The organism is Brevibacillus nitrificans (assembly GCF_003710965.1).
GTDB classification, from domain to species: Bacteria; Bacillota; Bacilli; order Brevibacillales; family Brevibacillaceae; genus Brevibacillus; species Brevibacillus centrosporus.
This window is the reverse complement of the sequence record NZ_RHHU01000007.1, coordinates 69,167-94,637: the sequence shown is the minus strand read 5'-3', so window position 1 is coordinate 94,637 and position 25,471 is coordinate 69,167. Positions and strand designations below refer to the sequence as shown.

Below are 25,471 nucleotides of genomic sequence, written 5' to 3'. Positions count from 1 at the left end.
GAAGCGAGGAGATGTAGCGCATGTATGCGAATATCAACGGAACGCGTATTTTCTTTGATGTAGAAGGAATGGGATGGGTACCGGATGGGCCGATCCTGCGTCAGAAGCCGGTTTGCTTTGTCCTACACGGGGGGCCGGGAGGGGATCACACGGGCTACAAGCCAGGCTTGACTCCGCTGGCGGAGGAGATGCAGCTCATCTATATCGATAACCGGGGGAGCGGGCGTTCAGCAAAAGGACCGCAGAAGTCGTACTCGCTCGAAAACAACGTGGAGGATATTGAAGCACTGCGCAAGCATCTGGGATTGGACAAAATCATCCTGCACGGACATTCCTATGGGGGGATGGTTGCGCAGACATATGCTTTGCGCTACCCGGACAATGTGGCAGGGCTGCTGCTTTTGACGACGTCGCCAAGCTACGAGTTTTTGCATAAGGCCCAAAAAATAGTGGAGCAGAAGGGCACAGAAGAGATGAAAGCAATCGCCCAGGTATTGTGGGAGGGGGCATTTTCATCTCAGGAGCAGCTTTCCTCGTTTTATGAATTGATGGCGCCGATGTACTCGGTGACGCACAACGCCGATCCGAATGAAGAGGAGAGAAAAGCGGCGATGGATGCACGTGCGCGTTCCAACCGCAGCTTCGAGGCATTGAATGAAGGGTTCGGCGGATTCCTAAAGACCTTTGACCTGCGCGACAAGCTCTCTTCCATTCACGTGCCAACACTCGTCATGGGGGCAAGACACGACTGGATTACCCCTGTGGAGGACTCTGAGGAAATCGCAAGTCTGATACCGGAAAGCGAACTGGTCATCTTTGAGAACAGCAGTCATAGCGTCATCAAAGACGAGCATGCCCATTACGTAGCGACGGTGCTGGATTTTGTTCAAAGAAGAATCGTGTAGGATAAGGAAACTTTCAAAGCTCCCGCGGTGCCTGCCATCGACGGGAGTTTTTGCATGAAAAAGACTTGCTGCTCAAGAGGACTGGCAAACCTACAATCCTACCAGGTGATTATGATAGAATAGACAAATCTGGCGGTAGAGGTATATAAATAAGAGAATGTAAGATTGCCAACTCGTTTTTTTGAGGTGATGCACGTTGTTGGACGACAGTGCCTATATATTGATTAAAAAAGGCGATCCTGACCAGCTGCACAAGCGAAAGTTCTTGTCCAAGGACGCTTACACGATTGGACGCCGCGGGACGCAATTTCAGCCAGACATCGCTTTCTCCAGCTTGTACGTATCCAGAAAGCATGCCTTGTTGCAAAAGATGGGTGAGCTGTTCGCCATTACGGATTTGCAAAGCAAGCATGGTACACAAGTCAATGGAGTGGACGTTTACGATACGCCGCAGCTGCTGCGGCATGGGGACCATATCAGTCTGGCGAAAGGAGCCGTTGAGCTGATCTTTTTCGCGGAAGGGAGCGAATTGGATGCGACTCGCGAGCTGTCGTTGCCCATGATGCAAGCGGCATCCGAATTGCCCGGGCTGCTGATCAATCTGGAGCGACGGGAAATTCGTCTGGACGGCAAACGGCTTCATCTGACAGGAAAAGACATGGACCTGTTGATGCTTCTGTACCAAAGGGCCAATCAGGCAGTAAGCTACGAGGAAATCATGGTCCTGATCTGGCCGGAAAGACTGGCAGGCTCGGACAAAACGATTCCCGATGTGGGCAAGGCTGAAATCAATGCGCTGGTCTACCGGCTCCGCAAGCGATTGGGGCGTTACGGCGAAAACGTCACGACCATCCCTCGCTACGGCTATATGTGGGAAATGGAAGAAGGAGGCTGAGGATGAGCCTCCTTTTTTGTGCATCGGTGAACGATACCCTTCTCCCATACCCCTGAAGGTTTCTTCACGCCAGCCGTCCTCGTAGCGGTCATTTTGCATAGCGGAAAAAGGATGCAGCGTTTGCAGGATCAGCACGCCATGCGGGGTGAGCAGGGCTGCCATCGATTCCTACCACATCGATGCCTTCCTCGTTGAGAGTGCGTGCCAGCCAGCCTTCCCCACAGCCTACATCGAGGACTCTGCTCGGTCGATAACGGATGATTTCGTCCCGCACGGCTTGATTCGTGACGAGCTTTCTGCATTTGCTACCCAGCTATAGTCCAGTTTGAGCTCCAGCTCTTTCATGACCATCTTCCTCCAGGTATCGTTCGTAGTCTGAATATTCAACATCATATCACACCTTTATGATCCTGCTTATATGGGTGCATGAGGATTTCTCCATATATTTTCCAATGCCTCTATATTATCTTGGGGAATGGGAAGGGAGAAGATCCTAGTGCGAAAGACATGGATATGGTTTTGGACGGTCTTCGTGGTCGTCTTGGCGGGATTTGGCGTAGTCTATTGGAGCCTGTGGCAGGACAGCCCGCAGCGAGAGGGAGAAAAGGCAAAAGAGATGTTTTCGGCGTACACGGCTCACTGGCAAAACGGAGAGTTTGCACAGATGTACGAACAGCTTTCGGCTAAGACCAAACAGCAAATGACAAAAGAGCAGTTTATCTTGCGCTATCAAAATATTTATGAGGGGATCGAGGCGAGTCACGTCACGGTTGAGCCCTTGTACAACGGTCCACTCGAGCCAGATGAAGATGGGACCATCAAGCTGCACTATCGTTTCAGCATGGAGACCTTTGTAGACCCAATCGCCTTCACAGGGAAAGCGACCTTGGTGAAGGAGCAGCAAAACGGTAAGGAAGGCTGGTATGTCATGTGGAATCCGTCTTTCCTGCTGCCGGACATGCAGGATGGGGACAAAGTGCGGGCTTCTACGGTGGCACCCAAGCGCGGTGAAATCGTGGATCGTGCAGGTCGACCACTGGCAACCAATCGCGTCGTTGTGGAAGTAGGCGTAGATCCTAGCGAATGGAGCGAGCTACCGCAAGCCGGTCAAAGCCAGGTAGGTGACATCCTGCAGCTTTCCTCAGAGGAATTAGCTGGCTTTTTGAAGGGAAGCTCTGCCGCGAAGAGTACCTTTATCCGGATTGCGACACTGGCGCAGGACGATAAACGACTCTTTCAACTGACGGGTACCAAAGGAATCGTCCTCAGAAAGAAGCAAGTGAGGTACTACCCCTACAAGGAAGCAATGGCACATCTGATCGGCTATACAGGCGCGATCAGTGCCGAGGAACTAGAGAAACGAAAAGAACAAGGCTATATATCCTCTGACCGAATCGGCAAGGTAGGACTGGAGCAAATCTACGAGGAGCGTTTGAGAGGGTCTGCAGGTGGGCGAATCTCGATTTTGAATGCAGAAGGAATCGAGAAAAAGCTCATTGGGGAAAAGCCCGCAAAAAACGGGGAGACCGTGAAGCTCACCATTGATGCCGAGCTCCAAAAAGAGATTTACGAACAGATCAAGCAGGAGGCAGGTACAGCCGCAGCTATTCATCCCAAGACGGGGGATATCCTCGCGCTGGTCAGTACGCCAGCCTACGATCCGAACGATTTTGTTCTCGGCATGTCATCGACGGAGTGGAACGAGTTGAATACCCATCCGCAGAAGCCACTGCTCAATCGTTTTGCGCACAGCTATGCTCCAGGATCGACGTTTAAACCGATTACGGGAGCGATTGGTCTCGACACCGGCGCGATCACGACGCAAGAGGAGAGAAGCATCGCAGGGCTGCACTGGCAAAAGGATTCATCATGGGGGAATTACGAAGTTACGCGTGTCAGTGACTACAAAGCTCCGGTCAATCTGCGAAAAGCACTCGTCTATTCCGATAATATCTATTTTGCGCAGACGGCACTGGCGATCGGCGAGGATCCCTTTTTGCAGCAGGCAACCGAATTTGGCTTTGGAGAGGCGATCCCGATCCCTTTTCCAGTAGAAAGATCCAAGCTGACGAACGCAGAAATGAGAAACGAGATTCAACTGGCGGATTCAGGCTACGGTCAAGGGGAAGTGACGATGACCCCGCTGCATCTCGCCTTGGTATACAGTGCCTACGTAAACGATGGCAGCATGGTCTATCCTTCGTTAATCCAGGGGGAGCAGCATGAGCCATTCTGGAAGCAGAACGTCATGACGAAAGAAAGTGCCCAGATCATTGGGCAGGATTTGCTGCAAGTCATGGAGGATCCGCGGGGAACAGGGAGAGGAGCGCGTGTCGCCGGTCATCAGCTTGCGGGGAAGACAGGTACAGCTGAGCTCAAGCAAAAGAAGGGCGAGCTTGGGCGTGAAAATGGCTGGTACGCAGCTTTCAATGTCGATGATCCCAGACTCCTGCTCGTGATGATGGTAGAGGATGTCCGTGGGCGCGGTGGCAGTCATGTGCTGGACTCCAAAGTCAAACGGATCTTTTCACAGGCCCTGCCCTAAGAAAGAGAAAAGAAAACAGGACGAAGGCTGTCTTTGCTCGCATGAACCATGAGCAAGGGCGGCTTTTTCTGTTGGGTTTTGTACGAGAAGAAGAGAGCTGCCTATCAAAAAATCAGTATAATAGAGAGACAAGATAGCTCGGCGGCAGACAATCTCATCAAGGAAAGAGGAAGAATCATGATTGCCAGTGAAGCATACCGACAGTTGAGACAGATGATTTTTTCCCTCTCAACGGTTTTTCATGGAGTGTGCTCGGATGAAAAAGCATTTTTTCTCGAACCGAAGCCGTATCATCAAATCGCCTTTATCAAAAAACAAAAAGGAAAGCTGCAAATCGCAGAAGCAAGCATTCGAGTCGAGGCGGGCGATATAGCGTTTATCGAGCCCTACCAGGCGGTCGAGCTAGCTGCGGAGCGCGAGAAGGAATTGGAGTATTTCTTGGTCGGTTTCTGCTCCTGGAAGGAAGAGAGTGGCATAGCCTTGGACGACCGCCAATTTGTCCGGGGCGAAAGCGCGTTTCCGTTAGCGGGGACTTTGCGGGTACGAAGCCATTCGCAGGTGCTTCATTTGATGGAGGAGCTCCAGAAAAGCTTTGTATCCAAAAAAGAGGACGAGCAGTTTCGGCAGCGATTGCTGTTCGAGCGAATCCTTTATATCTTGGTCAAGGACATGGCCTCGATCGAAAAACGGGAAGATACGCTGGGCAGCATCGAAGAAACGATCCAGTACGTGGAGCAGCACTACATGCTGAATCTGTCGTTGGAAATTTTGGCGAGCAAGGCAGGAGTCAGCGCAAGCTATTACTCCCGGATGTTCAAGACGCTGAAAGGGGTAAGCCTGTCCGATTACATCACGAGCCTAAGAATCAGCCGGGCAAAGGTGCTGCTGCTTTTACCGGCGAGTCGTCTGCGGGATGTGGCACAGAGTATAGGCTACAACGACGAGTTCTACTTCAGCAAGATGTTTAAAAAGGTAGTAGGACTGTCGCCATCGGAGTACATCAAGTCGCAAGTCAGACAAGATAATTCATGAAAGTGAGCATAAAACTGCATGGAATGGGCAGGGGACGCTGGATATAATTCTTATTGAAAATGATTTTCAATTTCGATAGAGTGGTATCTAGTTAGGGGGATCCTGTCATCATGAGATCAAAAAAGGTTTTACTCGGCTTCCTTATGCTTTTTACTTTATCTGGGCTTCTAGCAGGCTGCGGGGCATCGAATCAGAATGCAGCGCCCGCATCGAATGCTCCTGCTTCCACCTCTGAGGCGACGCCTGCCGCAGCCCAGCCAGCGCAGGATGAAAAACGGGTCGTCAAGCACGAGATGGGGGAGACAGAGATTGTCGGTACGCCACAGCGTATTGTCGTCATGGATTTCTCGTTTGCGGATGCATTGGTCACGCTTGGCATTCAGCCAATCGGGATGGCAGATGACAACGATGCGAACCTCATCGTCCCTGAGGTAAAAGAGAAGATCGGTACATACACATCGGTTGGATCCCGTTACGAACCGAATATCGAGCTGCTGAGCTCCCTGAACCCGGATCTGATCATCGCTGACTTGAACAAGCACAAAGCGGTTTACGACAAGCTCAAGCAAATCGCGCCAACAGTTGTTTTGAACGATCACCAAGCCAACTATGAGCAGATGCTGAAAAACTATATGGTCATTGCAGAAGCGGTGAACAAAGCGGACGAGGGCAAGAAACGTTTGGAAGAGCATAACGCCAAGCTGGCCGAAGTCAAGGCAAAGCTTCCCCAAGGCGATGCACAACTGAAGGTACTGCCTGCGGTTGTCAACCCTACCGGCTTCTTCGCTCACTCGAACGCTTCCTATGCCGGCTCCCTCATGGAGTATCTCGGTATGCATGATGCGGCGAAGAGCGAAGAGGCGTATCCGAAAACCAACCTGGAGCAACTCGTGGCTCTCAATCCAGATGTCCTTTTCCTGATGAAGACAGAAGAAAAAACGATCGTCGATGAGTGGAAGCAAAATCCGCTCTGGAACCAAATCAACGCGGTGAAGAACGGGAAGGTGTTTGAAGTGTCCCGCAACAAATGGGCGCTGTCACGCGGCCTGATCGGTTCGGAATTGAGTGCACAAGAGGCGATCACGCTTTTGTCTGGCAAATAAAAAACAAGCGAGCGGGATGGGTGCATACGTCAAGCACCGATCCCGTCATTTTTTCTGGGAGGAGGGATGAATCGGATGAAGGGAGCCGCAAAGGCTGGAGTCATAGCAATCGGAGCAATCATTCTGCTTTTGCTCGGACTTGCTGGCAGTATCTCGGTAGGGTGGACCGATATGGGGCTGGGGAGCGCTGTGTCGGCTTTATTTGACTCATCCGGCTCCAAGGAACATATCATCGTGACGACGCTTCGCCTGCCGCGTGCACTGTTGGCGGCGATCATCGGGGCGAGTCTCGCAGTTGCAGGTGCGATCATGCAGGCGATGACGGGAAATCCGCTCGCGTCGCCTCAGACGTTTGGCGTCAATGCGGGTGCTTCCATGGCGGTGGTAGCGAGCCTAGTCTTGCTGCCGAATCTGCCGATGCCGTACTTTGCGTTGATGGCGTTTGGCGGCGCGATTTTGGGCGGGTTTGCCGTCTTTTCCATGGGATCGGCGGGAGGGATGACACCTGTCAAGCTGGCTTTGGCAGGAACGGCAGTGCATCTGTTTTTGTCCTCGATTACCGAAGCCTTTATCCTGTTTCATCAGCACTCGACGGATCAGGTGCTATTCTGGCTGGCTGGCTCGCTCGATGGTGCCGACTGGACAGACATTCAGCGTGTTTTTCCGTGGGCAGTTGCAGGACTCTTGCTGTCGTTTCTCATGTCGCGGTCAATCAGCGTGATGAAAATGGGGGAAGACGTAGCCAGAAATCTAGGGCAAAATGTGATGCGTGTGCGCCTTGTATGTGGTGTCATCGTCATCGTCCTGGCCGGCTCAGGGGTAGCGGTGGCAGGTCCAATCGGCTTTGTCGGACTGATGGTTCCTCATCTGGTCCGCTATGCGGTTGGCGCACAGACACGCATGTACCTGCCGCTAACTGCTTTGGCGGGGGCCGTCCTGCTGGTAGTCGCAGACATTTTGTGCCGTTTTATCGCGTATCCGTACGAGTCTCCCGTTGGTATCGTCACCGCTCTTTTAGGTGCTCCTTTTTTTCTCTATCTGGTCAGTAAAGAAAGGAGAGGTGCATGATGCGCAGACGTATGATCGTGCCGCTCCTGCTGGTATTGCTCGTGATCGCTGCGATAATCGGCATCGGCACGGGAGCTGTGTTTATTTCACCGCGTGAGGTCGTGGAGGCATTGCTCGGGACAGGAACGAAAAACCAGATGTTTATTATCGGGCAGTACCGCTTGCCTCGTGTTGTGCTTGGGATACTGGCAGGAGCAGGGCTAGCCGTATCTGGCGTCATTTTGCAGGGAATGATCCGCAATCCACTGGCCTCCCCCGATGTCATCGGGATCACGAAGGGAGCAGGATTAGCTGCGGCTATTGTTATTTTCCTGTTTCCGAAGTCGCCTGCTGTTCTCTTGCCACTGGCGGCATTTGGAGGTGCAGCAGTGGTAGCCCTCGTGCTGTATCTGTATACGAGACGGCGCAGCGTCCAGCCATCGACTTTGGCTCTCGTGGGGATTGCCATTGGTGTCATCTGTCAGGCCGGCATTCAATATTTCATGGTCAAAAATCCAGGCGACGTGAATTCCGCATTGCTCTGGATGGCTGGAAGCTTGTGGGGGAGGGGCTGGGAGCACGTACTGGCCGTCCTGCCCTGGCTGCTTGTCTTTATGCCATTGACACTGCTCTTGTCACGTAAGCTGGATGTATTGTCGCTCGGTGATGACGTGGCAGAAGGCCTGGGAGAGCGGGTAGACCGTTTGCGCGTCCTGCTTTTGATTACGTCTGTCGCTCTCGCAGGAGCATGTGTCGCAGTCGTTGGATCTATCGGCTTTGTCGGACTGCTCTCCCCGCACATCGCCCGCAGACTGGTTGGCGGTCAGCACACATTGCTAACCCCCGTCGCTGCCCTCATCGGTGCGCTGCTCTTGGTCGTGGCAGACAGCATCGGCAGAGGCATACTTCCCCCGATGGAAGTGCCCGTCGGCATCATGACGGCAATCATCGGAGCGCCGTACTTCTTGTTTCTGATCGCTCGCGAAAGAAAAAATAGCTTCTCGTAAACAGGCTGGCCAAGCTCGTTGCAATGACGGGTTTTGGCTGGTTTTTTCTCTTTTTTCCTCCCCTCTATCTCCAAACGGAAAAGACTTTAGCCTTTTTTTAGATTTGATTTAGAGGCGGTTTAGACCTAGGGGCTATTCTTTGTTCAGGGCCTTCCAAGCAAGGCGCTGAACCTAATGAGGCGGTGAATGACCATGAAGAAAAAAGGGTGGGGCATCGGATTGAGTGTCGGACTGGGTGCGATCGTGCTGTGGGGAGCCGGTTTGCCCGTGCAAGCGGACAATTCCGGACTGGCAGCGTATCAGGCAGCGATGAAGCATACCAAAACAGAACCGAATCTGACGGCGCATGTCAGCGTGGGTATTACGGACAACGGCAAGGACTTGATCCACGTAAGCGGTGAGGCAAAGGTCGATCGGGAGAAGCAGGAAGCGAGCGTGTCCGGTGTCATCCAAGACATTCTCGGTGAAAAAGAGCAGAGCTTTCAAGCCTATCGAGAGGACGGAAAGGTGATCGTCAAAACAGACGGCAGCGACACGTACCGCATTCTGGAGAAAAAGAACGGGGCGACAGGGCGCTTTGAACGCGAGCATGCAGAGCCGCCGGTGATCGTGGAGCACATCCGAAACATTGCGCTGGGTAACATTCGTGAGCTTTCCACCGTGGAAAATCTGCCGGATGGGAGCAAGCAAGTCAGCCTGGAGCTGACAGAGGATAAGCTTCCTATATTTGCAGACAAAGCAGCGACGATGCTGTTCGCCAAGATTGCGGAGCACAAGCAGGACGCACCAGCAAAAATCAGCCTGCCTGCTCTGCAAGGGGATGTTGATGTCGAACAGGTATCCTTTCATGCCAGCATTGACGCGGACAACCGGATAAAAAGCCAGGATGCCCAGATCCACGTATCGGGGAGTGACGCGGCAGGGGAAAAGCATGAGCTCGTCCTGAAAGTAGACGTAGCTCTCAGCGGCTATTCCCAAACGAAGGTAGAGCACGTCGATCTGACGGGAAAGCAGGTAGAAACGCTGGAGGAGTGGCAGCATCCCGTATGGAAGTAGCGAGACTTCAGATCGGGTGAGTCCGCCGAGGCTGTATAGTATAATGCTTGTACGGCACCAATCGGAAAAATGTGGGAGTTTTTGCTGCGCTAGTAAAGGAGGGGAATGAACGCCATGTCTATCAAGACCAGACTTCTGCTATCCTATCTCGCCATGATTGTCGTACCTGTCGTCTTGTTCGGATTGACGGCATCGACGCTGGCTACGTTCTTTTTTGGCGATATGGAAAGAGGGGGCATAGATCGTGGCGGACCTCCTTTCGCCAATCTGTTCAACGAGCAGAGCGAGGTGTTCGCAGGCGTGAAGTTCATGGCACAGCACGATCCCGACCGTCTGCTGGACCCAGACGTACTGAAGAGCGTGGACGGTCAGCTGGGTCCACTACAGGCGGCCGTTGTACTTGTGAAAAAGGGAGCGGTCGTGCATGCATCGCCCACAGTCAGCAAGCCAGAGCTGGAGCAGCTCATGACAGGGGCGTGGGATAACGATAGCAGGCCGTGGTCATGGAGAAAAGAGAAGAGCGTCGAGACCCTCTCATTTACCTACAAGGATCAGAGTGCAGGCATAGCCTATTTCCTTACTGACAACAAGCCCCTGCTGTCCCTGGGAAGAAATTTTATCCTGTCGCTGGTTTTGTCGCTTTTGGTCATCATCGTGCTGACGAACGGGCTTCTGACTTATCTCGTCTCCCGCAGTATCATCAAGCCTTTGAATGCCTTAAAGCGGGTGGCAGGAGACATCAAAGAAGGGAACCTGGAGAGATCCTTTCGGCTGAATCGAAAGGATGAGCTGGGCGAAGTGGGCGATGCCTTTGAAGAAATGCGGGTACGACTGCACGACTCGATTCGTTTGCAGCTGCAGTATGAAGAAAAGCGCAAAGAGCTGATCGCCAGTATCTCGCATGATCTCAAGACACCTATTACCGGTATTCAGGCGTGCGTGCAGGCGATGACGGACGGCATTGCCGATTCTGAAGCAAAAAGGGAAAAGTATTTGAAAATGATCGGGATCAAATCCGAGCAGATGAACCGGCTGATCGACGAGCTGTTTCTGTTTTCCAGGCTGGACCAGGGGAAGCTTCCTTTCCATTGGGAGGAGATGGACATGGCGGCTTTCTTGAAGGATTTTACGGAGGAGTTGCAGCTTGACCCGCGCTTGGAGGATGTCGATGTGAGCTGCAGCCTGCCCGAGCTGTCGCCCGTTCTGGTCATGGCCGATCGCGAAAAGCTTGCGAGGGTGTTCATGAATGTGATCGACAATAGCTTGAAGTACCTGCATCAAACGGAAAAGAGAGTTCGTCTGACGCTTTCCCATGACAACGAGAACGTGATGATCGCAATCGAGGATAACGGGTCAGGCATCGAGCCAGAAGCGCTCCCGTATATTTTTGACCGCTTTTATCGGGCGGACCCATCGCGCAACACAGCGAAGGGCGCAAGCGGACTCGGGCTTGCGATCGTAAAGCAAATCATCGAGGGACACGGGGGCAGCGTGACAGCGGTGAGCCAGATTGGCGCGGGAACGAGCATTTGCATGACCATACCAAGACGCAAGGGGTGAACGGGTTTGCGACCTATTCTGATCATTGAGGATGATCCAGTCATCGCAGAGGTGGAAAAGGATTATTTGGAAGCGAGCGGCTATGCGGTGGAGGTCGCGATGACCGGCGATCTGGGGCTTCAAAAGGCGCTGACGGAGGAGTACGATCTGATCCTGCTCGATTTGATGCTGCCGGGAGTGGACGGCTTTGAAATATGCAAGCGTGTGCGAGAAGCCAAAAACATCCCGATCCTGCTCGTCTCCGCCAAAAAGGAGGATGTCGATAAAATCCGCGGCCTGGGTCTGGGTGCAGATGATCATATCAGCAAGCCGTTCAGCTTGGGAGAGCTGGTCGCCCGCGTAAAAGCGCATTTGTCCCGCTACGACCGGCTGCTTGCAGATCAGACGCGGAAGCTGCCTGCAGAAGAGCTCAAAATACGCGGAATCCGCATCGATAAGCTCGCGAGAAAGGTATTCGTAAATGGGGTAGAGACGATTTTGACCAGCAAGGAATACGATCTGCTGCTCTTTTTGGCGTCTCATCCCAACTGGGTGTTTAGCAAAAATGAGCTGTTTGAAAAGATATGGGGGATGGATGCGTACGGAGACAATGCAACCGTAACCGTTCATGTGAGCAAGCTTCGGGAAAAAATCGAGACAGACCCTTCGAATCCCCAGTATATCGAGACAATCTGGGGTGTCGGTTATCGTTTTCAGCTGTAAAGAAAGTCAGCAGCTCGGGAGGTGTAAAAGATGAAGACAATCAGCATGACGCAGAAAAAGTGGCTGCTGCTGCTTCACGTGATCTTCTCCGCGATCATGCTGGGAGGGGCGGTCATTTTTCTGGTCCTGAGTATTGTTGCCGGAACCACTGGAGATTCACAGGTCGCTCAGGCTTGCTATACGGTCATGCATATCCTATCCGCGAGCTCTGTCCGCGCATCGACGATTGGGACGCTGGTGACAGGCATTCTTCTGTCGGCTTTTACCCATTGGGGCTTCCTGCGTTATCACTGGATTCTTGCCAAGGAGGCTCTGTCTGTTGTAGCAATCCTTCTCGGACCTATCGGGATGTACGTTTGGACGGCTGGAGCGCTTCACGGAGGAAACGGGGATATGCTCTTGATCGGGATCATCCTGCAGATCATTTCGCTAGCTGCTATTTTTCTGCTGTCCGTATTTAAGCCTTGGGGAAAAAGAATACCCAAGTAGCTTTCTCTTTCATGCTTCGTCTCCCATCGAAATAATTATCAGGTATGATGAGAGCAACAACCGGACGAGAGAGATGGGAGCGAGAGGGATGAATCCAATTTTGTTTGCGATTTTGGTCGTGGTGACAACGTCCTTGATGGGATCTTCATTTGCGATTGGAAAGATTGGTTTGACGTATGTTTCACCACTGCTTTTGGTAGGGATGCGCTTTACGCTCGCCGGATTGCTCATGGCGCTGTGGGTGCGGAAAAAGCCCCTTCCGGCAACGCTGGGAGAATGGGGGAAGGTCGGTCTCATCGGCTTTTTGCAAACGGCAGCGGTCATGGGCTGCATCTTTCTGAGCCTGCGTACCATCACGGCTGGCGAGTCTTCCATTTTGACGTTCATGAATCCGCTGCTGGTCGTCATCTGGGGAACGGTTTTCCTCGGCATGCGGTATCGTTTCAGCCAATGGGCGGGGGTGTTGGTCGGGATTGCAGGTGTCTTTATTACGCTCGGATCGCATTTGCAATGGGAAACAGGGACCTTGTTTGGCATTGGCTCCGCGATCTCCTGGTCGATTGCCACGATTCTGGTGAAGAAATGGGGCATTCATTTCAACGTGTGGGTGATGACGGCCTATCAGATGCTGGCGGGAGGAATCGTGCTGCTCATCATGGGGGTCACGCTGGAGGTGCCGAAGCTGATCGTCACGCCAACCTCGGTGTTCATCGTGCTCTGGCTGGCAATCATGGCATCGATCGTCCAGTTTGCCACATGGTTCTATCTGCTGAACCAGGGAGACCCGGGGCGGACCAGTGCCTTCCTGTTCCTCGCCCCGTTCTTTGGCGTGCTGTCTGGCTGGCTGCTTCTGGATGAAGTCGTGCAATGGCATGTTTACGCAGGTGGGCTGCTTATTTTCGCAGGTATCTTTCTCGTAAACTGGACGTTTTCAGCAAAAAGGCAATTGCAGCCTAGTGCAGCTCAAAGTGACCGGGCGGGATGAACGGTTAGTGTACGGATTCCTTTCCTTGAGAAATGTCTACTCCGAACTGTTCATAGAGCCCAGCTATCCCGGCAGGAGTGAGGCGCACCGCACGTCCTTCCGGCAGTCGTTCGATCCAGCCGAGGTCAAACAAGCGATTGGTCAAGGACGCACCGAGCACACCTGCCAAATGGTGACGGCGCTCGCTCCAGTCCAGACAGGGGCGGGCGAAGCGGCGGCGGCTTTTGGGACTGAATTCCACATCGACCCCGAGGCTTTGCAGCTTTTGTCTCCCTGCTTCCGTTAAGACAAATTCCTGATCCGCTTCTTCAATCATCTGCAGAGAGAGCAGCTGATCCGTCAGCGCAACGCCTACTTCCCCCGCCAAATGATCATAGCAGGTACGGGCAAAGCGCATGGCACGGACCTGATCGGCCTCGCGCAGAGAGCGGATCGGCCTCGGAGTTGCGATGGCGAGCAATGCTTCCAGAGCGTGCGCGACTTCTGCGTTGGCCAAACGGTAATAGCGGTGACGGCCGTAGGAATCATTCACTAACAGGCCACCTTCGACGAGCTTGGACAAATGGGAGCTGGCGGTTTGGGGCGTGATGCGTGCCGCACGCGCAAGCTCACTGGCGGGCAGCGATTTGCCACCCAGCAAAGAGAGCAGCATAGCGACCCGGGATGGTTCTCCGATCAACGAAGCGACCTCACCGATATTAGGCACAGAACTCATCTCACATAACCTCCTTGGATTGCAATGATAATTCGATCATAAACGAAATGTAATTGTCTTTCAAGCCAGTGAGAAGACGAAAAAGGCTGCCAGCACCGGAATACTTTCCGATGAGGCAGCCTTTTGTTTGGCGTAAATCTAGACTTTAAACTGCTGCACCAAAGCTTGCAGCTCTTCTGCCATCTGGGATAGAGACGCAGCAGAGGAGGAGATCTCCTCCATCGAAGCCAGCTGTTCCTCAGCTGCAGCAGAGACGTTCTGTGTGCCAAAGGCAGTGGATTCCGCTGTATGCGCGATGACATCGATGGAGTGAACGACTTGCTCGGCACCTGAGCTCAGGACCGAGGTGGCGGTCGTCACTTCCTGGATCTGGGCGGTGACATTTTGAATGCCTCGGAGGATTTCGTGGAAAGACTGTCCGGCACCGTTGACGATATCGATACCTGCTGCTACCTCTGCTGACGTGATTCCCATGGCATCTACGGCATGGTTCGTTTCATCCTGAATGGCTGCGATCAGCCCGGTAATTTGCTTGGTAGAATGGGCGGATTGTTCCGCGAGCTTGCGTACTTCATCCGCAACGACGGCGAACCCTCTGCCGTGCTCTCCTGCACGGGCCGCTTCGATCGCAGCATTCAGCGCAAGCAGGTTGGTTTGCTCCGCAATCGAAGTAATGACCTCGACAATCTTGCTGATTTCAGCAGAGCGCTGCCCAAGCATTTGAATGGAGGCAGACAATCCGCCAACAGTGTCGCTGATCGAGCTCATCTGGGTAATAGCCGTCCCGATCGCTTGATTTCCTTGGGCGATGATTTGCGAAGCTTCCTTCACTGTGGCAGACACTTGCTCCGTGCTGGCCGCGATTTGCTGCAGACGAGTCGACATGCCGGTGACCGTCTCAGAGGCTTGCTCGACAGTGCGCGCTTGCTCATCTGTACCTGTGGCGACTTCCTGCATGGTGACAGCGATCTGCTCGGTCGCTTTGCTGGTTTGCTCGGCGCTTGCTGTCAGCTGCTCAGAGGTAGCCGCCACATGCTCGGCACTCGCCCCTACTCGTTGGATCAGACCACGGAGGTTTTCCGTCATGTCATTGAAGTCAGTAGCGAGCTGTCCGACTTCATCCCGGCTTTGCACAGCGACTTTTTCAACCGTCAGGTCACCGGCTGCCACTCTTCGTACGGATACAGCCATCGCTTTGATCGGCTTTGCGATTCGACTGGCAAAAATCCACGAGATGATAACGCCGATGAGGATGAATAGACCTAAGAAGAGCAGCAGATTGTACAGCACCATTTTGGCTGGTTTGTTGTAATCCTCCATGTAGGTGCCCGCACAGATGATCCAGCCCCAGTGCGGGTCCTGCTTCGCATAGGTGATTTTCGGAGCCAGGACGTTTGGATCGTTTACGGACGCCCATTGGTATTGGGTGTAGCCGCCGCCGTTCACCGCTTTTCCGATGATTTCCTGGGTAAACAGGCTGCCATCAGGCCCTTTGGCATCCCAGGATTCCTTGCCCTCCATCTTAGGGGAAGCCAGCATGGAGCCTTTATCGCTCAAGACAAAAATGTACCCATTTTCACCCACGTCGATGTTTTTGTTGATCGTACGCGTGCCGTCCGCCTGTTTTGGACCGAGAATATGGGCTTTGACCTGCTCCTGGGCCTCCTCTTGGCTGATTTTCCCTTCCTCAACGTACTTTTGCAGCGAATCGATCATCTCAATGGTGAAGTTCACGTTGTTTTTCAGAGCGCGTGCTCCCAGCTCGTTGAGGTTGTTATTGGCGGACCAATAGCCTTGCACCCCAATGACCAGGCTCGGGATCACCAACAGAAATAGACACATGAGGACAAGCTTGGAGCGTAGAGAAAAAGTACGAGTGCGTTTTTTGACTCCCATGATAAAGAACACCTACCTTGCTGATTCTTTTGTTGTGGTTCTACGAAATATATCGACAATAGAGAGTGAAAAATGAAGTCAGAAAATAATTAATATATACAAAAATGGGTATAAAAAAACTGCCTGTGCTAGAAGGGAAGTGCTAGCAGGAGACAGTTTCTTGTAAGGCTTCCTATACTTTGAATTGCTGGACCAGCGCTTGCAGGTCCTCGGCCATTTGCGAGAGAGAGCCAGCGGATGAGGTGATTTCTTCCATGGAGGCAAGCTGCTCTTCGGCTGCAGCAGAGACGTTTTGTGTACCAGACGCAGTCGTTTCTGCCGTGCTCGCAATGCCTTCGATCGAGTGGGTGATCTGTTCGGCACCTGCATTCATTTCCACAGTAGCCGCTGTTACTTCCTGAATTTGCTGGGAAACCGCCTGAATGCTGCTCAAGATTTCCTGGAAGGAATGTCCCGCAACGTTTACGACCTCGATTCCTGCGGCAACCTCAGTCGTCGTTGTTTCCATCGCTTCGACGGCTTGGTTCGTATCGTTCTGGATCGAAGCGATCAGTTCCGTAATTTGCTTGGTGGACTGGGCCGATTGCTCCGCAAGCTTGCGCACCTCGTCGGCAACGACAGCAAAGCCCCTGCCATGCTCGCCAGCACGTGCAGCTTCGATCGCAGCATTGAGAGCCAGCAGGTTCGTCTGTTCGGCAATGGACGTGATCACTTGAATGATGTTGCTGATTTCTGCCGAGCGTTGACCGAGCATTTTGATAGAGGAAGCCAGCCCGTTTACAGTCGTGCTGATCGAGCTCATTTGGGCAACAGCTGTATGGATGGCTTGATTTCCGCTCGTGATTGCTTGTGAGGCTTCTTCTACGGTAGAGGATACTTGTTCGCTGTTGGCGGAAATATGCTGGAGTCGTCCAGCCATGATGTTCATCGTCTGCACGGTATCTTCGACAGTGCGAACCTGCTCATCCGTGCCAGCGGCTACTTCCTGCATGGTGACAGCGATTTGTTCCGTTGCTTTGCTCGTTTGTTCAGCGCTTGCTGTCAGCTGCTCGGAGGTGGCTGCGACCTGCTCCGCGTTTTCTCCCAGATGAGAAATGAGTCCGCGCAGATTGGCTGTCATGGAATTAAAATCATGGGCAAGCTGTCCGATCTCATCCCGGCTTTTTACTTGCAGCGGCTCGACAGTCAAATCGCCCTCGGCTACACGATTGACGGAAGAAGCCATGGAGACAAGCGGTTTGGTAGAGCGGACTGCAAAAATCCAGGTGACGATAACTCCGGCTATGAGGGAAATTCCGAGAATCAGGAGCATGTCAGCCAAAACCTTGTCGGCAGGAGCATTAAAGTCATCTACGAACGTAGAAGCGGCAACGATCCATCTCCAATGCGGATCCATCTCGGCATAAGCGACTTTTTCCTGATAGGTGCCTGGTTTTTGGCTGTCCTCCAATTGATAGACCGTATAGCCGCCTCCAGCGATGGCTTGTTTGATCAAGTCCTGCATGAAAAGCGTGCCATCAGCTCCTTTTCGCTCCCAGGTTTCTTGGCCTTCAGAAGAAGGGTTGGCCAGCATGGTTCCTGTTTCACTAACGACGTACAAATAGCCGTTGGCACCCACGTCAATATTGGGGTTGATCGGGCGCGTACCATCGGCTTGCTTTGGTCCGAGAATGTGCTGCTTCACCTGTTCTTGCGCGTCTTCCAGGCTGATTTTGCCTGCTTCGACGTATTTATGGAGGGCATCAATCATTTCAATGGTCAGCTTGACGTTGTTCTTCAGCGAACGCGCCCCTAGATCATTGAGATTGGCCGTAGCGGAGTAGTAGCTTTTCAATCCAATGACGATACTGGGTACTGCGAGTAACAGCAAGCACATGATAATCAGTTTGTAGCGAAATGAAAAAAAACCGGCTTTTTTTCCTGCCTTCATGCTGATTCACCTCGTATCCTTCTTCGCAAATTTTGTTCATCATAATGCAGTCTCTGAGCTGAATGAATGCGTAGCGACATAAGAATAAGGGCACAATCGAGCGTTCAGCAGAAGAAGAAGTCTTATGATGTCATTTATTCTTATCGTCAGAACCTCAGTGAGAGTTTAGTGAATTGTTACATAAGAAGACGCTTATATCGTCCGTTTGTGCGGGGACTAGAAAACGTATGATAATCCAGCTTTCAAGTGCTGTAACAGGGGGGAAAAGGCGGCGGGAAAGTGGGTAAGTGATTTCCAGCAAAGCTTGAAATCTATTAGGCTGCGTCGTGAATGTATCGCACGGCTTCTGCAAGGAAGCGAATGGCTAGTAGAAATGGTATGATGGAGAAAAGAACGTTTTTTGGATGGAGGAAGTATCCGATGAAATTTATTGATAATCAAGGAATTACGGATCCCCGAATCAATTTGGCCATCGAGGAATACGCACTGAAACAGCTGCCGGCGAGCGATGACTACTTGCTCTTTTATATAAACGAGCCTTCGATCATCATCGGAAAAAATCAAAATACTATCGAAGAAATCAACGCTGCATACGTAAAGGAAAACAACATCCACATCGTCCGCAGATTGTCTGGCGGGGGAGCGGTTTATCATGACCTGGGCAATCTCAACTTCAGCTTTATTACCAACGACGACGGCCAGTCCTTTCACAACTTCCGCAAATTTACGGAGCCAGTCGTACAGGCATTAAAAGAGCTGGGAGTCGAAGCCGAGCTCACTGGCCGCAACGATATCCAGGTGGGCGAGAGAAAGATCTCCGGCAATGCACAATACTCTACCAAGGGACGTATGTACAGCCACGGGACGCTCCTGTTTGATTCGGAAATGGAGAATGTCGTATCGGCGTTGAAGGTAAATGCGGAAAAGATCCAGTCCAAAGGGATCAAATCCATCCGCAGCCGCGTTGCCAATATTACCGAATTTTTGGAGCGGGACATGACGATCGAGGAGTTCCGTGTGGCGATCCTGCATTCCATTTTCGGCGGCGGAGAAGTCGAGGAATACAAGCTCACTGAAGAGGACTGGGAGAAGATTCACGAGCTGTCCCGCGAGCGCTATCAAAGCTGGGATTGGAACTACGGAAAATCGCCAAAGAGCAACTATCGCGCCACCAAGCGCTTCGAAGGCATCGGCACGATCGAAGTGCAGCTGGATATTGAGAAGGGGCGCATTCAGACGGCCAAAATCTACGGAGACTTCTTCGGGGTAAGAGATGTAGCGGAGCTGGAGGCGCTGCTTCGAGAAATACCGTATGATCGTCAAGCAGTGGCAAGTGCACTTGCCGACACCGACCTCCGAGCGTTCTTTGGCAATCTGGAGCAAGAGGCATTTGTGTCCCTGCTGTTTGGATAAGGAAAGGGGGCGGCACCATGTCAGCCTTGTTGGAAGTAAAAGGGATCACAGGTGGCTATTCGGCTAGCCATGCAGTAATCGAGGATGTCTCCTTTCGTATTCAAAAAAACGAGATTGTTGCGCTGATTGGCTTGAATGGTGCCGGGAAGAGCACGACAATCAAACATATATTGGGATTGCTGGAGCCTCAAAAAGGGGAGATCAGCATAGCGGGAAGAACCTTTTTCGATGATCCGGATTCGTATCGTCACGCGTACGCCTACATCCCGGAATCTCCTATCTACTATGAGGAATTGACGCTGTGGGAGCATCTGGAGCTGGCGGCGATGAGTCACGGCCTGTCCAAAGAGGAATGGGAGGAAAGGTCGCTCCCGCTGCTCAAAGAGTTTCGCATGGAAGCAGCGAAGGATCGGTTTCCGCAGCAATTTTCCAAAGGAATGCGCCAAAAGCTGATGATTATGATGGCACTGATGGTCCAGCCCTCGCTCTACATCGTAGACGAGCCGATACTCGGGCTCGATCCGCTGGGAATCCGCACGCTGCTGACTTGGCTTGCGCGCTGCAAAGAGCAGGGGGCAGGCATATTGATGTCCACCCATATTCTGGCTACCGCGGAGAAGTATTGCGACCGCTTTATTATCTTGCATAAAGGCAGGATCAAAGCGCAGGGTTCGCTGGATGAGCTGCGCCAGTCCACGGGAATGACGGGGCACTCGCTGGACGATATTTATTTGCACTTGGTCGAGGAAGAATGAAGATGGATGTAGATGCGCTGTTTCGCGAACGAATGCAGCGGTTTTCCACTGAGCTAATCCGCTACGGTCAGTATATGGCAAATGGAGGCGTGCTCATGGTCGCCGTCTTTCTTTGCGGGCTATTGGCCTACTACTACCCGAGTCTCGTTCAGGCGATTCCTTCGTGGGTTCCCGTCCCGTATTTGCTTGCCCTGGTATTTGCCTTTTTGGTGACGAAAACGCCGCATCGGACCTTTTTGCTAGAGGCGGACCTGATCTTTTTGACGCCTGCTGAGACCAAAATGGATCGGTATTTTCAAAAGACGCAGGTCTATAATTTTGTGGTCCAAAGTATCGGGCTGTTTCTCGTTCTGTTGCTGTTTTTGCCTGTGTATCAAGGAAAGGTTGGGATGACAGGCGCACAGAGCTGGCTGTATTGGGGAGTGCCGTTGATCCTCAAGGGCTGGAATGTGTACAGCAGCTGGATCATTTTGCGCCTGCCGGACAAGAAACGCCAAAGCCGCTTCACGTTGGCGCGATTTATCCTGACGTATTACGTGCTCGCATGGATGCTCAGCCAGGGAAGCTTTCTTGCTTACCAGCACGTCCCGTATGGTGCCGTTGTCTGGATGGTGCTGCTTGTCTGGTTTATGATTCGTGTCCAGTCCATCGCAAAACGCCATCGATATCAGTGGTATATGTTTTTGGAGATGGAAAACAGACTGCGCCTGCGGTTTTACCAGATCGCCAATCAGTTTCGGGATGTCCCGTCCCTGCAGCTGCGAGTCAAACCGCGCAGGTGGCTGCTGTGGACAGCGCAGCTCATTCCTTATGGAAAAGCGAATGCGGCACGGACTCTGTACGTGAAGCTGTTTTTGCGATCGGGCGATCTCGCGGGTATTTACTTGCGATTGGTTGTGATCAGCTCTCTCTTGATCTTGATTCTGCCTGGAGCGCTGGGGAAGCTGGCGGTCATCGCGGTCTTTCTCCTGATGTCGGCAAGTCAGCTGAAAGGAATGGGCGGACAGGCACGCCATCGCAGCCAGACGTTCTTGTTGCCTATCAACGAAGAGCAGAGGAAGGCAGCGGCCGTATGGGTGCGACGGGTACTTTTGCTCGTGCAAGGGGCCGTGAATCTTTTGATAGGACTCGCCGTGTGGAAATGGTGGTTCTAAAGATCGGGCAAGAGGCTTGGCTAGCAGTTGCGTAGTCAAGCCTCTTTGTCATGGGGCATTGGGCAAGGTGTGCAATAGCCGCTTTTGCTCGGCGACATCCGCTAAGGCAAAGAAGCATTCTCGTGTGGGAGGTGCGCACAAAATGTCCTTCCCCTGTAAAGAAAATGTAAAGACCGAAGCAAATCCAACCATTCATTCTTCCTCCATCATCCAAAGGTAAGGCAGCTTGTCTCTTCGGCAGGCAGCTTTTTTATGTCTGAATCCCTAGCGACAGCATTTCGTTAGGCCCCTGGTTGTAGGTAGAAAATATGTGTTTTGTTGCGATTTGAAGCCTTTGTATGTGTTATTAATATCAAATTTACTGTTTTTACTTTGGGGTTTCATGAAAGCTTAACATTACACTTCTACAATCAATTTAGGAAAACATTCCAGCCCACATGCAATGAGGCAGGAGGAAAGGGAGGATTGGTATCCTACCATATGAGCTCGGCGAGAAGATCTACCAGGTAGAAAAAGGGAGAATCTAGGAGGAGAGAAATCATGAAAAAAGTCCTCGGCAAAAAAGGGCTTGCTGCATTTTTGACCGCTACGACTCTGATGACGGGCGGCGTAGTTGGACAAGCCCCGTATCTGAATGCAACTGTTCATGCAAAAGAGACGACGGTAAAAGAACTTTCACCTGAAAAGCAACTCTATCGATTCCTGTTTGAAAACAAAATCGAGGATGGCTCCGACGCTCATTATCCTGTAGACGTTCACGGAAAACCAAAGTATACACAAGGTCGAGCAGGATTGGGCAAAGCCGTTCACTTCCAATCGACGTCCAAAGACAATGCAACCTGGGTTGATCTAGGTGAGAATGATAAATTGAAGTTTGGAGCGGAACAGGATTTCACCGTTTCCTTTTGGGTGAAGTCTCCTGGTGTGGATGCAGATCCCGGCATTATCTCCAATAAAGACTGGTCAAGCGGCGGAAATGTGGGCTGGTTCATCGGTCTGCAAGGCTCTACGCTGAAATGGAATTGGCGGACATCCGAGAGCTCTCGCCTGGATGCGACTATTGCAAATGTGGCAAATGATGTCTGGCACTATGTAGTCGTGTCCCATGATCGGGATGGACTGGCGACGATCTACCTCGATGGAAAGGTAGCGCAGACGATTGACATCAGCAAATCCAAGGGCACGATCGATACCCGCTTCACTACCAAGATCGGATTGGACGGAGCCGGAAACCATTTCGGAAGCCGCTACGATGTTCAATTAGACCAAATGCAAATTTTGGCTCGTACAGTGACGGCGAAAGAGGTTGCAAGTGTATTTGCCAGTGCTCCTAAAATTCCGGTGAAGAGCGTGTCGGTGGATCAGACCAAGCTGAATCTGAAGACAGGCGCAACGATGCCGATAACGGCGATAGTCGCTCCAAAGGAGGCATCCATCCAAGATGTGAAATGGAGCAGCAGCGATAAAGAAGTCGCCAAGATCGTCATGGTGGATGGCCGCCCAACGGTTGTAGCCGGCAAGCCAGGAAAAGCAAAAATCACGGTGAAAACCGTCGATGGCAGCAAAACAGCGAAAGCCGATGTCACGGTGACCAACGCGATTGACGTATCAGGGGATGGATTACTTAGCGAGGATGATCTGACGATTATTGAAAAATACCAGGGCAGCCGATCGGGAGATAAGCTCTGGGCAAAAGCGCAGACTGCGGATATCAACAACGACAAAAAGGTAGACAAAAAAGACCTGAAAATGATGAGCAACAAGCTGGCGCCTTATCAGGATGAGTTCCTTTACAAGCGGGTTGTGGTCATTGGGATTGATGGAGCAGGCGACGCTGTGAAGAACCCGGAGGCAAATGCTGCGAATATCCTGAAGCTGATGGAAGAAGGCGCGGGAACCTTTGAAGCCAAATCGATGCTGCCCACGATCAGTGCGCAAAACTGGGGAGCGATTCTGCACGGTGTCACACCAGAGAAGCATGAATTGACGAACGATATCGTAGCAGCGAATCCTTATCCAGAGAAAAACGCGTACCCGTCCTACATGAAGCTGCTGAAGCAAGAGCGTCCAAAGCTGGCGCAAGCGTCCTTCGCTACGTGGGGCTCCATCAACATCGGGATCATTGAGGATTCCGCTGGTGCGGTCAAGCAAAACAGTGGAAACGATCGAGATACGACCAAAAAAGTGGTCGATTACATCCAAAAAGAAGGAAAGAACGCCCGCAGCATCTTCGTTCATTTCGATGAAGTCGATGGAGCTGGACACAATCACGGCTATTTCACACCGGAATTTTATGAACAGCTCCAAAAAGAGGATGAAAATGTGGGAGCTATCCTCCAGGCATTGGAAGAGACGGGGCTGATGGAGGACACCTTGGTCATCGTTACCACGGATCACGGCGGTAAAGGTACAGGGCATGGTGGTTCGTCTGAGGAGGAGCAGACTATTTTCTGGGCAGCCAAAGGTGCCTCCATCAAACCGGGAACCGAGCTGTCTCAGGTAAGAAATATGGATACGGCTGCGGTAGTAGCACGCGCTCTGCGACTCGATATCCCGAAAAACTGGGATGCCCAAATTCCAAAAGGGTTGTTTGAAGAACAATAAAGCATTTCATATGCAGCAAAAAGGCTTGCGCTCCTCATTCCAGGACGCAAGCCTTTTCCTGTTTCCTCGTTATTTTTTCGGCACGGTTACCTGCACGACTTTTTTCGTCTCATTGCCTGCTGCATCTTTTGCCACATACGTGATCGAGTAAATGCGCGGTGCATTCTTTTTGCCTGACCCAGTCCGTTCTGCGCGGAGCAGGAACGAGGTGTCTTCTGTGCCGTAATCCGCTCCTTGAATATCATCCGGGTTCATATCTGCTTCATTGCTTGTGATGGATACCAGCTCTACGGAATGAAGCCCAGACAAGGAATCATGATACTTTAGCTTCACCTGGATGGGAACCAGCTCGTGGTTGACGGGCCACAGCTTGGATTTGTTGACCGATACGTCAAGCTTTGGGGCAGTCCTGTCAATTTTCAGCTCGAACTTTTGCGGTTCTTCTCCATTACCTGCAAGATCGGTGCTGCGGTACTGAATCTGGTAGATGCCCTCTTTTTTGACGGAGACGGCTTTTTTATAGCGCTCCCATTTTTTCTTGGTCAGCTGGTACTCGGTTTGTTTCACACCGGATTGATCATCTATGGCAGACAGCGTAAAGGAGACGGATTGGTTGAACCAGCCTTGTGCAGAGGGCGCGCATTTCTCGCATAGCTTCAGTGTGGTCACCGGGGGCGTGGAATCCTTTTGCTTTCGGACAATGGCCTGAAATTCTACTGCTTTGGAGGCGTTCCCTTTGGTGATGGTTGCCTTCAGGGTGACGGACTCTTCGTCTTTCTCGGGGGGAGGAATCTCCCCGGTGGGGGCAATCACGTCAGGCTTGCTGGACCACCAAGTGATCGTTGTCCCGTTCATGCCTGCGGTGGGAAGATCCACTCTGGGCGGGACGTATTCCATATAGCTCATCGTCTCTTGCAGCCATGTGACATCTTGGTTGACCGCTTCCTCATCCTCTGGAGAATAATCGGATGCATGTACAGTCGCTTCGATGGAATCGCTGGGCAAGAAGCCGGGAGTTTCCGCTGTGAATGCCAGTTGGTCACCTTCTTGAAGGGATACCCCTTCGGCCAACGGAATGTTGAAGAACTGGGAATCGTCGTCGTTGACGTTTGTGATGCCTTGGGCCACCGTTTCGTCATCTCTTGTGATGGTTACGAGAGATTTCAAACCGTACAGAACATCGCCGCGGATTTCTCCGCGAATCTGGGTATCCTTTTCTTTGATCGTTGTCAGTTTGGTAGGAGGAGTGGTTTTGGTAGAGGAGGTCGGCTGCACTTCGACTGGGACTGTGTAGGTTTTTTCTTGGGTAGGATCGTAGATTTGAAATGTGATGATGTCCCCTTTATGAAAGAGGGACGTATCGAGGTAGGTTTGGTAGCCCCAGGTGGAGCGGCGATCTTCTCCGTAGGTGGTAACCGTGGCTAGCAGCTTGTCGCCTTTGCTGATCGTAATGGTCAACCAGCTGACAGGTGCGGACATGTGAAAGAATTTGCTGTTCTCGTAGAGTACGGGCTGGTAGGGACTGTCCTCTTGCTCGGCGGCCTGAGCCAAACGGATGCCCCCACCAAGCGATAGCGCAAGCAGCAGCAGACTTACCCAAAAATGAAAAAGCCTTTTTCTAACCCTCATAATTCCTTCACCCTCTCTTTGATTTACAAATCTTTGATATAGTTCTTTC

Annotated in this window: 21 protein-coding genes; 16 read left to right on the top strand and 5 right to left on the bottom strand. The window is 52.0% G+C overall.

The window, feature by feature from the left end:
* The first annotated feature begins 20 nt into the window (after positions 1-20).
* On the top strand, positions 21-905 hold the full coding sequence (locus EDM59_RS12960; RefSeq protein ID WP_122923973.1) for an alpha/beta fold hydrolase: 885 nt from the start codon (positions 21-23) through the stop codon (positions 903-905).
* A gap of 196 nt (positions 906-1,101) precedes the next feature.
* A complete protein-coding gene (locus EDM59_RS12955) occupies positions 1,102-1,800 on the top strand; it encodes an FHA domain-containing protein (RefSeq protein ID WP_122923972.1) in 699 nt (232 codons plus the stop codon).
* Positions 1,801-1,888: 88 nt separating this feature from the next.
* Here EDM59_RS12955 and EDM59_RS12950 read toward each other — a convergent pair whose 3' ends face one another.
* Entirely contained in the window at positions 1,889-2,074 is a 186-nt protein-coding gene (locus EDM59_RS12950; protein WP_221176052.1) for a class I SAM-dependent methyltransferase, read from the bottom strand.
* Between the two features lie 222 nt (positions 2,075-2,296).
* Here EDM59_RS12950 and EDM59_RS12945 point away from each other — a divergent pair, with 222 nt between their 5' ends.
* The 10 genes from EDM59_RS12945 (at position 2,297) to EDM59_RS12900 (ending at position 13,326) form a co-directional block, all read left to right on the top strand.
* Positions 2,297-4,345: a penicillin-binding transpeptidase domain-containing protein gene (locus EDM59_RS12945; protein WP_122923971.1), complete on the top strand. Its 2,049-nt coding sequence runs from the start codon at positions 2,297-2,299 to the stop codon at positions 4,343-4,345.
* Positions 4,346-4,522: 177 nt separating this feature from the next.
* The gene (locus tag EDM59_RS12940; protein WP_122923970.1) at positions 4,523-5,377 is read left to right on the top strand and encodes an AraC family transcriptional regulator; all 855 of its coding nucleotides are present in this window, start codon (positions 4,523-4,525) and stop codon (positions 5,375-5,377) included.
* 110 nt (positions 5,378-5,487) lie between these two features.
* A complete protein-coding gene (locus EDM59_RS12935; RefSeq protein WP_122923969.1) occupies positions 5,488-6,480 on the top strand; it encodes an ABC transporter substrate-binding protein in 993 nt (330 codons plus the stop codon).
* Positions 6,481-6,555: 75 nt separating this feature from the next.
* A complete protein-coding gene (locus tag EDM59_RS12930; protein ID WP_122923968.1) occupies positions 6,556-7,548 on the top strand; it encodes a FecCD family ABC transporter permease in 993 nt (330 codons plus the stop codon).
* Positions 7,545-8,534: a FecCD family ABC transporter permease gene (locus EDM59_RS12925; RefSeq protein ID WP_122923967.1), complete on the top strand. Its 990-nt coding sequence runs from the start codon at positions 7,545-7,547 to the stop codon at positions 8,532-8,534. Before EDM59_RS12930 ends, EDM59_RS12925 begins: the two co-directional genes overlap by 4 nt.
* A gap of 186 nt (positions 8,535-8,720) precedes the next feature.
* Positions 8,721-9,590: a hypothetical protein gene (locus EDM59_RS12920; protein ID WP_122923966.1), complete on the top strand. Its 870-nt coding sequence runs from the start codon at positions 8,721-8,723 to the stop codon at positions 9,588-9,590.
* 114 nt (positions 9,591-9,704) lie between these two features.
* Positions 9,705-11,150, top strand: coding sequence for a sensor histidine kinase (locus tag EDM59_RS12915; protein WP_122923965.1), 1,446 nt, complete (start codon positions 9,705-9,707; stop codon positions 11,148-11,150).
* Positions 11,151-11,156: 6 nt separating this feature from the next.
* Positions 11,157-11,852, top strand: coding sequence for a response regulator transcription factor (locus tag EDM59_RS12910; RefSeq protein ID WP_122923964.1), 696 nt, complete (start codon positions 11,157-11,159; stop codon positions 11,850-11,852).
* 30 nt (positions 11,853-11,882) lie between these two features.
* Entirely contained in the window at positions 11,883-12,341 is a 459-nt protein-coding gene (locus EDM59_RS12905; protein WP_122923963.1) for a hypothetical protein, read from the top strand.
* 88 nt (positions 12,342-12,429) lie between these two features.
* The gene (locus tag EDM59_RS12900; protein WP_122923962.1) at positions 12,430-13,326 is read left to right on the top strand and encodes a DMT family transporter; all 897 of its coding nucleotides are present in this window, start codon (positions 12,430-12,432) and stop codon (positions 13,324-13,326) included.
* Between the two features lie 4 nt (positions 13,327-13,330).
* Here EDM59_RS12900 and EDM59_RS12895 read toward each other — a convergent pair whose 3' ends face one another.
* The 3 genes from EDM59_RS12895 to EDM59_RS12885 form a co-directional block, all read right to left on the bottom strand.
* A complete protein-coding gene (locus EDM59_RS12895; protein ID WP_122923961.1) occupies positions 13,331-14,041 on the bottom strand; it encodes an ArsR/SmtB family transcription factor in 711 nt (236 codons plus the stop codon).
* A gap of 138 nt (positions 14,042-14,179) precedes the next feature.
* Positions 14,180-15,937, bottom strand: coding sequence for a methyl-accepting chemotaxis protein (locus EDM59_RS12890; protein ID WP_122923960.1), 1,758 nt, complete (start codon positions 15,935-15,937; stop codon positions 14,180-14,182).
* Between the two features lie 172 nt (positions 15,938-16,109).
* A complete protein-coding gene (locus tag EDM59_RS12885) occupies positions 16,110-17,867 on the bottom strand; it encodes a methyl-accepting chemotaxis protein (protein ID WP_122923959.1) in 1,758 nt (585 codons plus the stop codon).
* Between the two features lie 420 nt (positions 17,868-18,287).
* Here EDM59_RS12885 and lplA point away from each other — a divergent pair, with 420 nt between their 5' ends.
* From lplA to EDM59_RS12865, 4 genes are all read left to right on the top strand, one after another.
* Positions 18,288-19,280 (top strand): lipoate--protein ligase, encoded by a 993-nt coding sequence (gene lplA / locus EDM59_RS12880; RefSeq protein WP_122923958.1) that lies wholly within the window; start codon positions 18,288-18,290, stop codon positions 19,278-19,280.
* A 17-nt stretch (positions 19,281-19,297) separates the two neighbouring features.
* Positions 19,298-20,035: an ABC transporter ATP-binding protein gene (locus EDM59_RS12875; protein ID WP_122923957.1), complete on the top strand. Its 738-nt coding sequence runs from the start codon at positions 19,298-19,300 to the stop codon at positions 20,033-20,035.
* Positions 20,036-20,037: 2 nt separating this feature from the next.
* Positions 20,038-21,189, top strand: a complete 1,152-nt coding sequence (locus tag EDM59_RS12870) for an ABC transporter permease (RefSeq protein ID WP_246011025.1) — start codon at positions 20,038-20,040, stop codon at positions 21,187-21,189.
* Positions 21,190-21,729: 540 nt separating this feature from the next.
* On the top strand, positions 21,730-23,793 hold the full coding sequence (locus EDM59_RS12865; protein WP_122923955.1) for an alkaline phosphatase family protein: 2,064 nt from the start codon (positions 21,730-21,732) through the stop codon (positions 23,791-23,793).
* A gap of 69 nt (positions 23,794-23,862) precedes the next feature.
* Here the strand turns inward: EDM59_RS12865 and EDM59_RS12860 are convergent, their stop codons facing one another.
* On the bottom strand, positions 23,863-25,422 hold the full coding sequence (locus tag EDM59_RS12860) for an OmpL47-type beta-barrel domain-containing protein (RefSeq protein ID WP_122923954.1): 1,560 nt from the start codon (positions 25,420-25,422) through the stop codon (positions 23,863-23,865).
* Positions 25,423-25,471 lie beyond the last annotated feature (49 nt).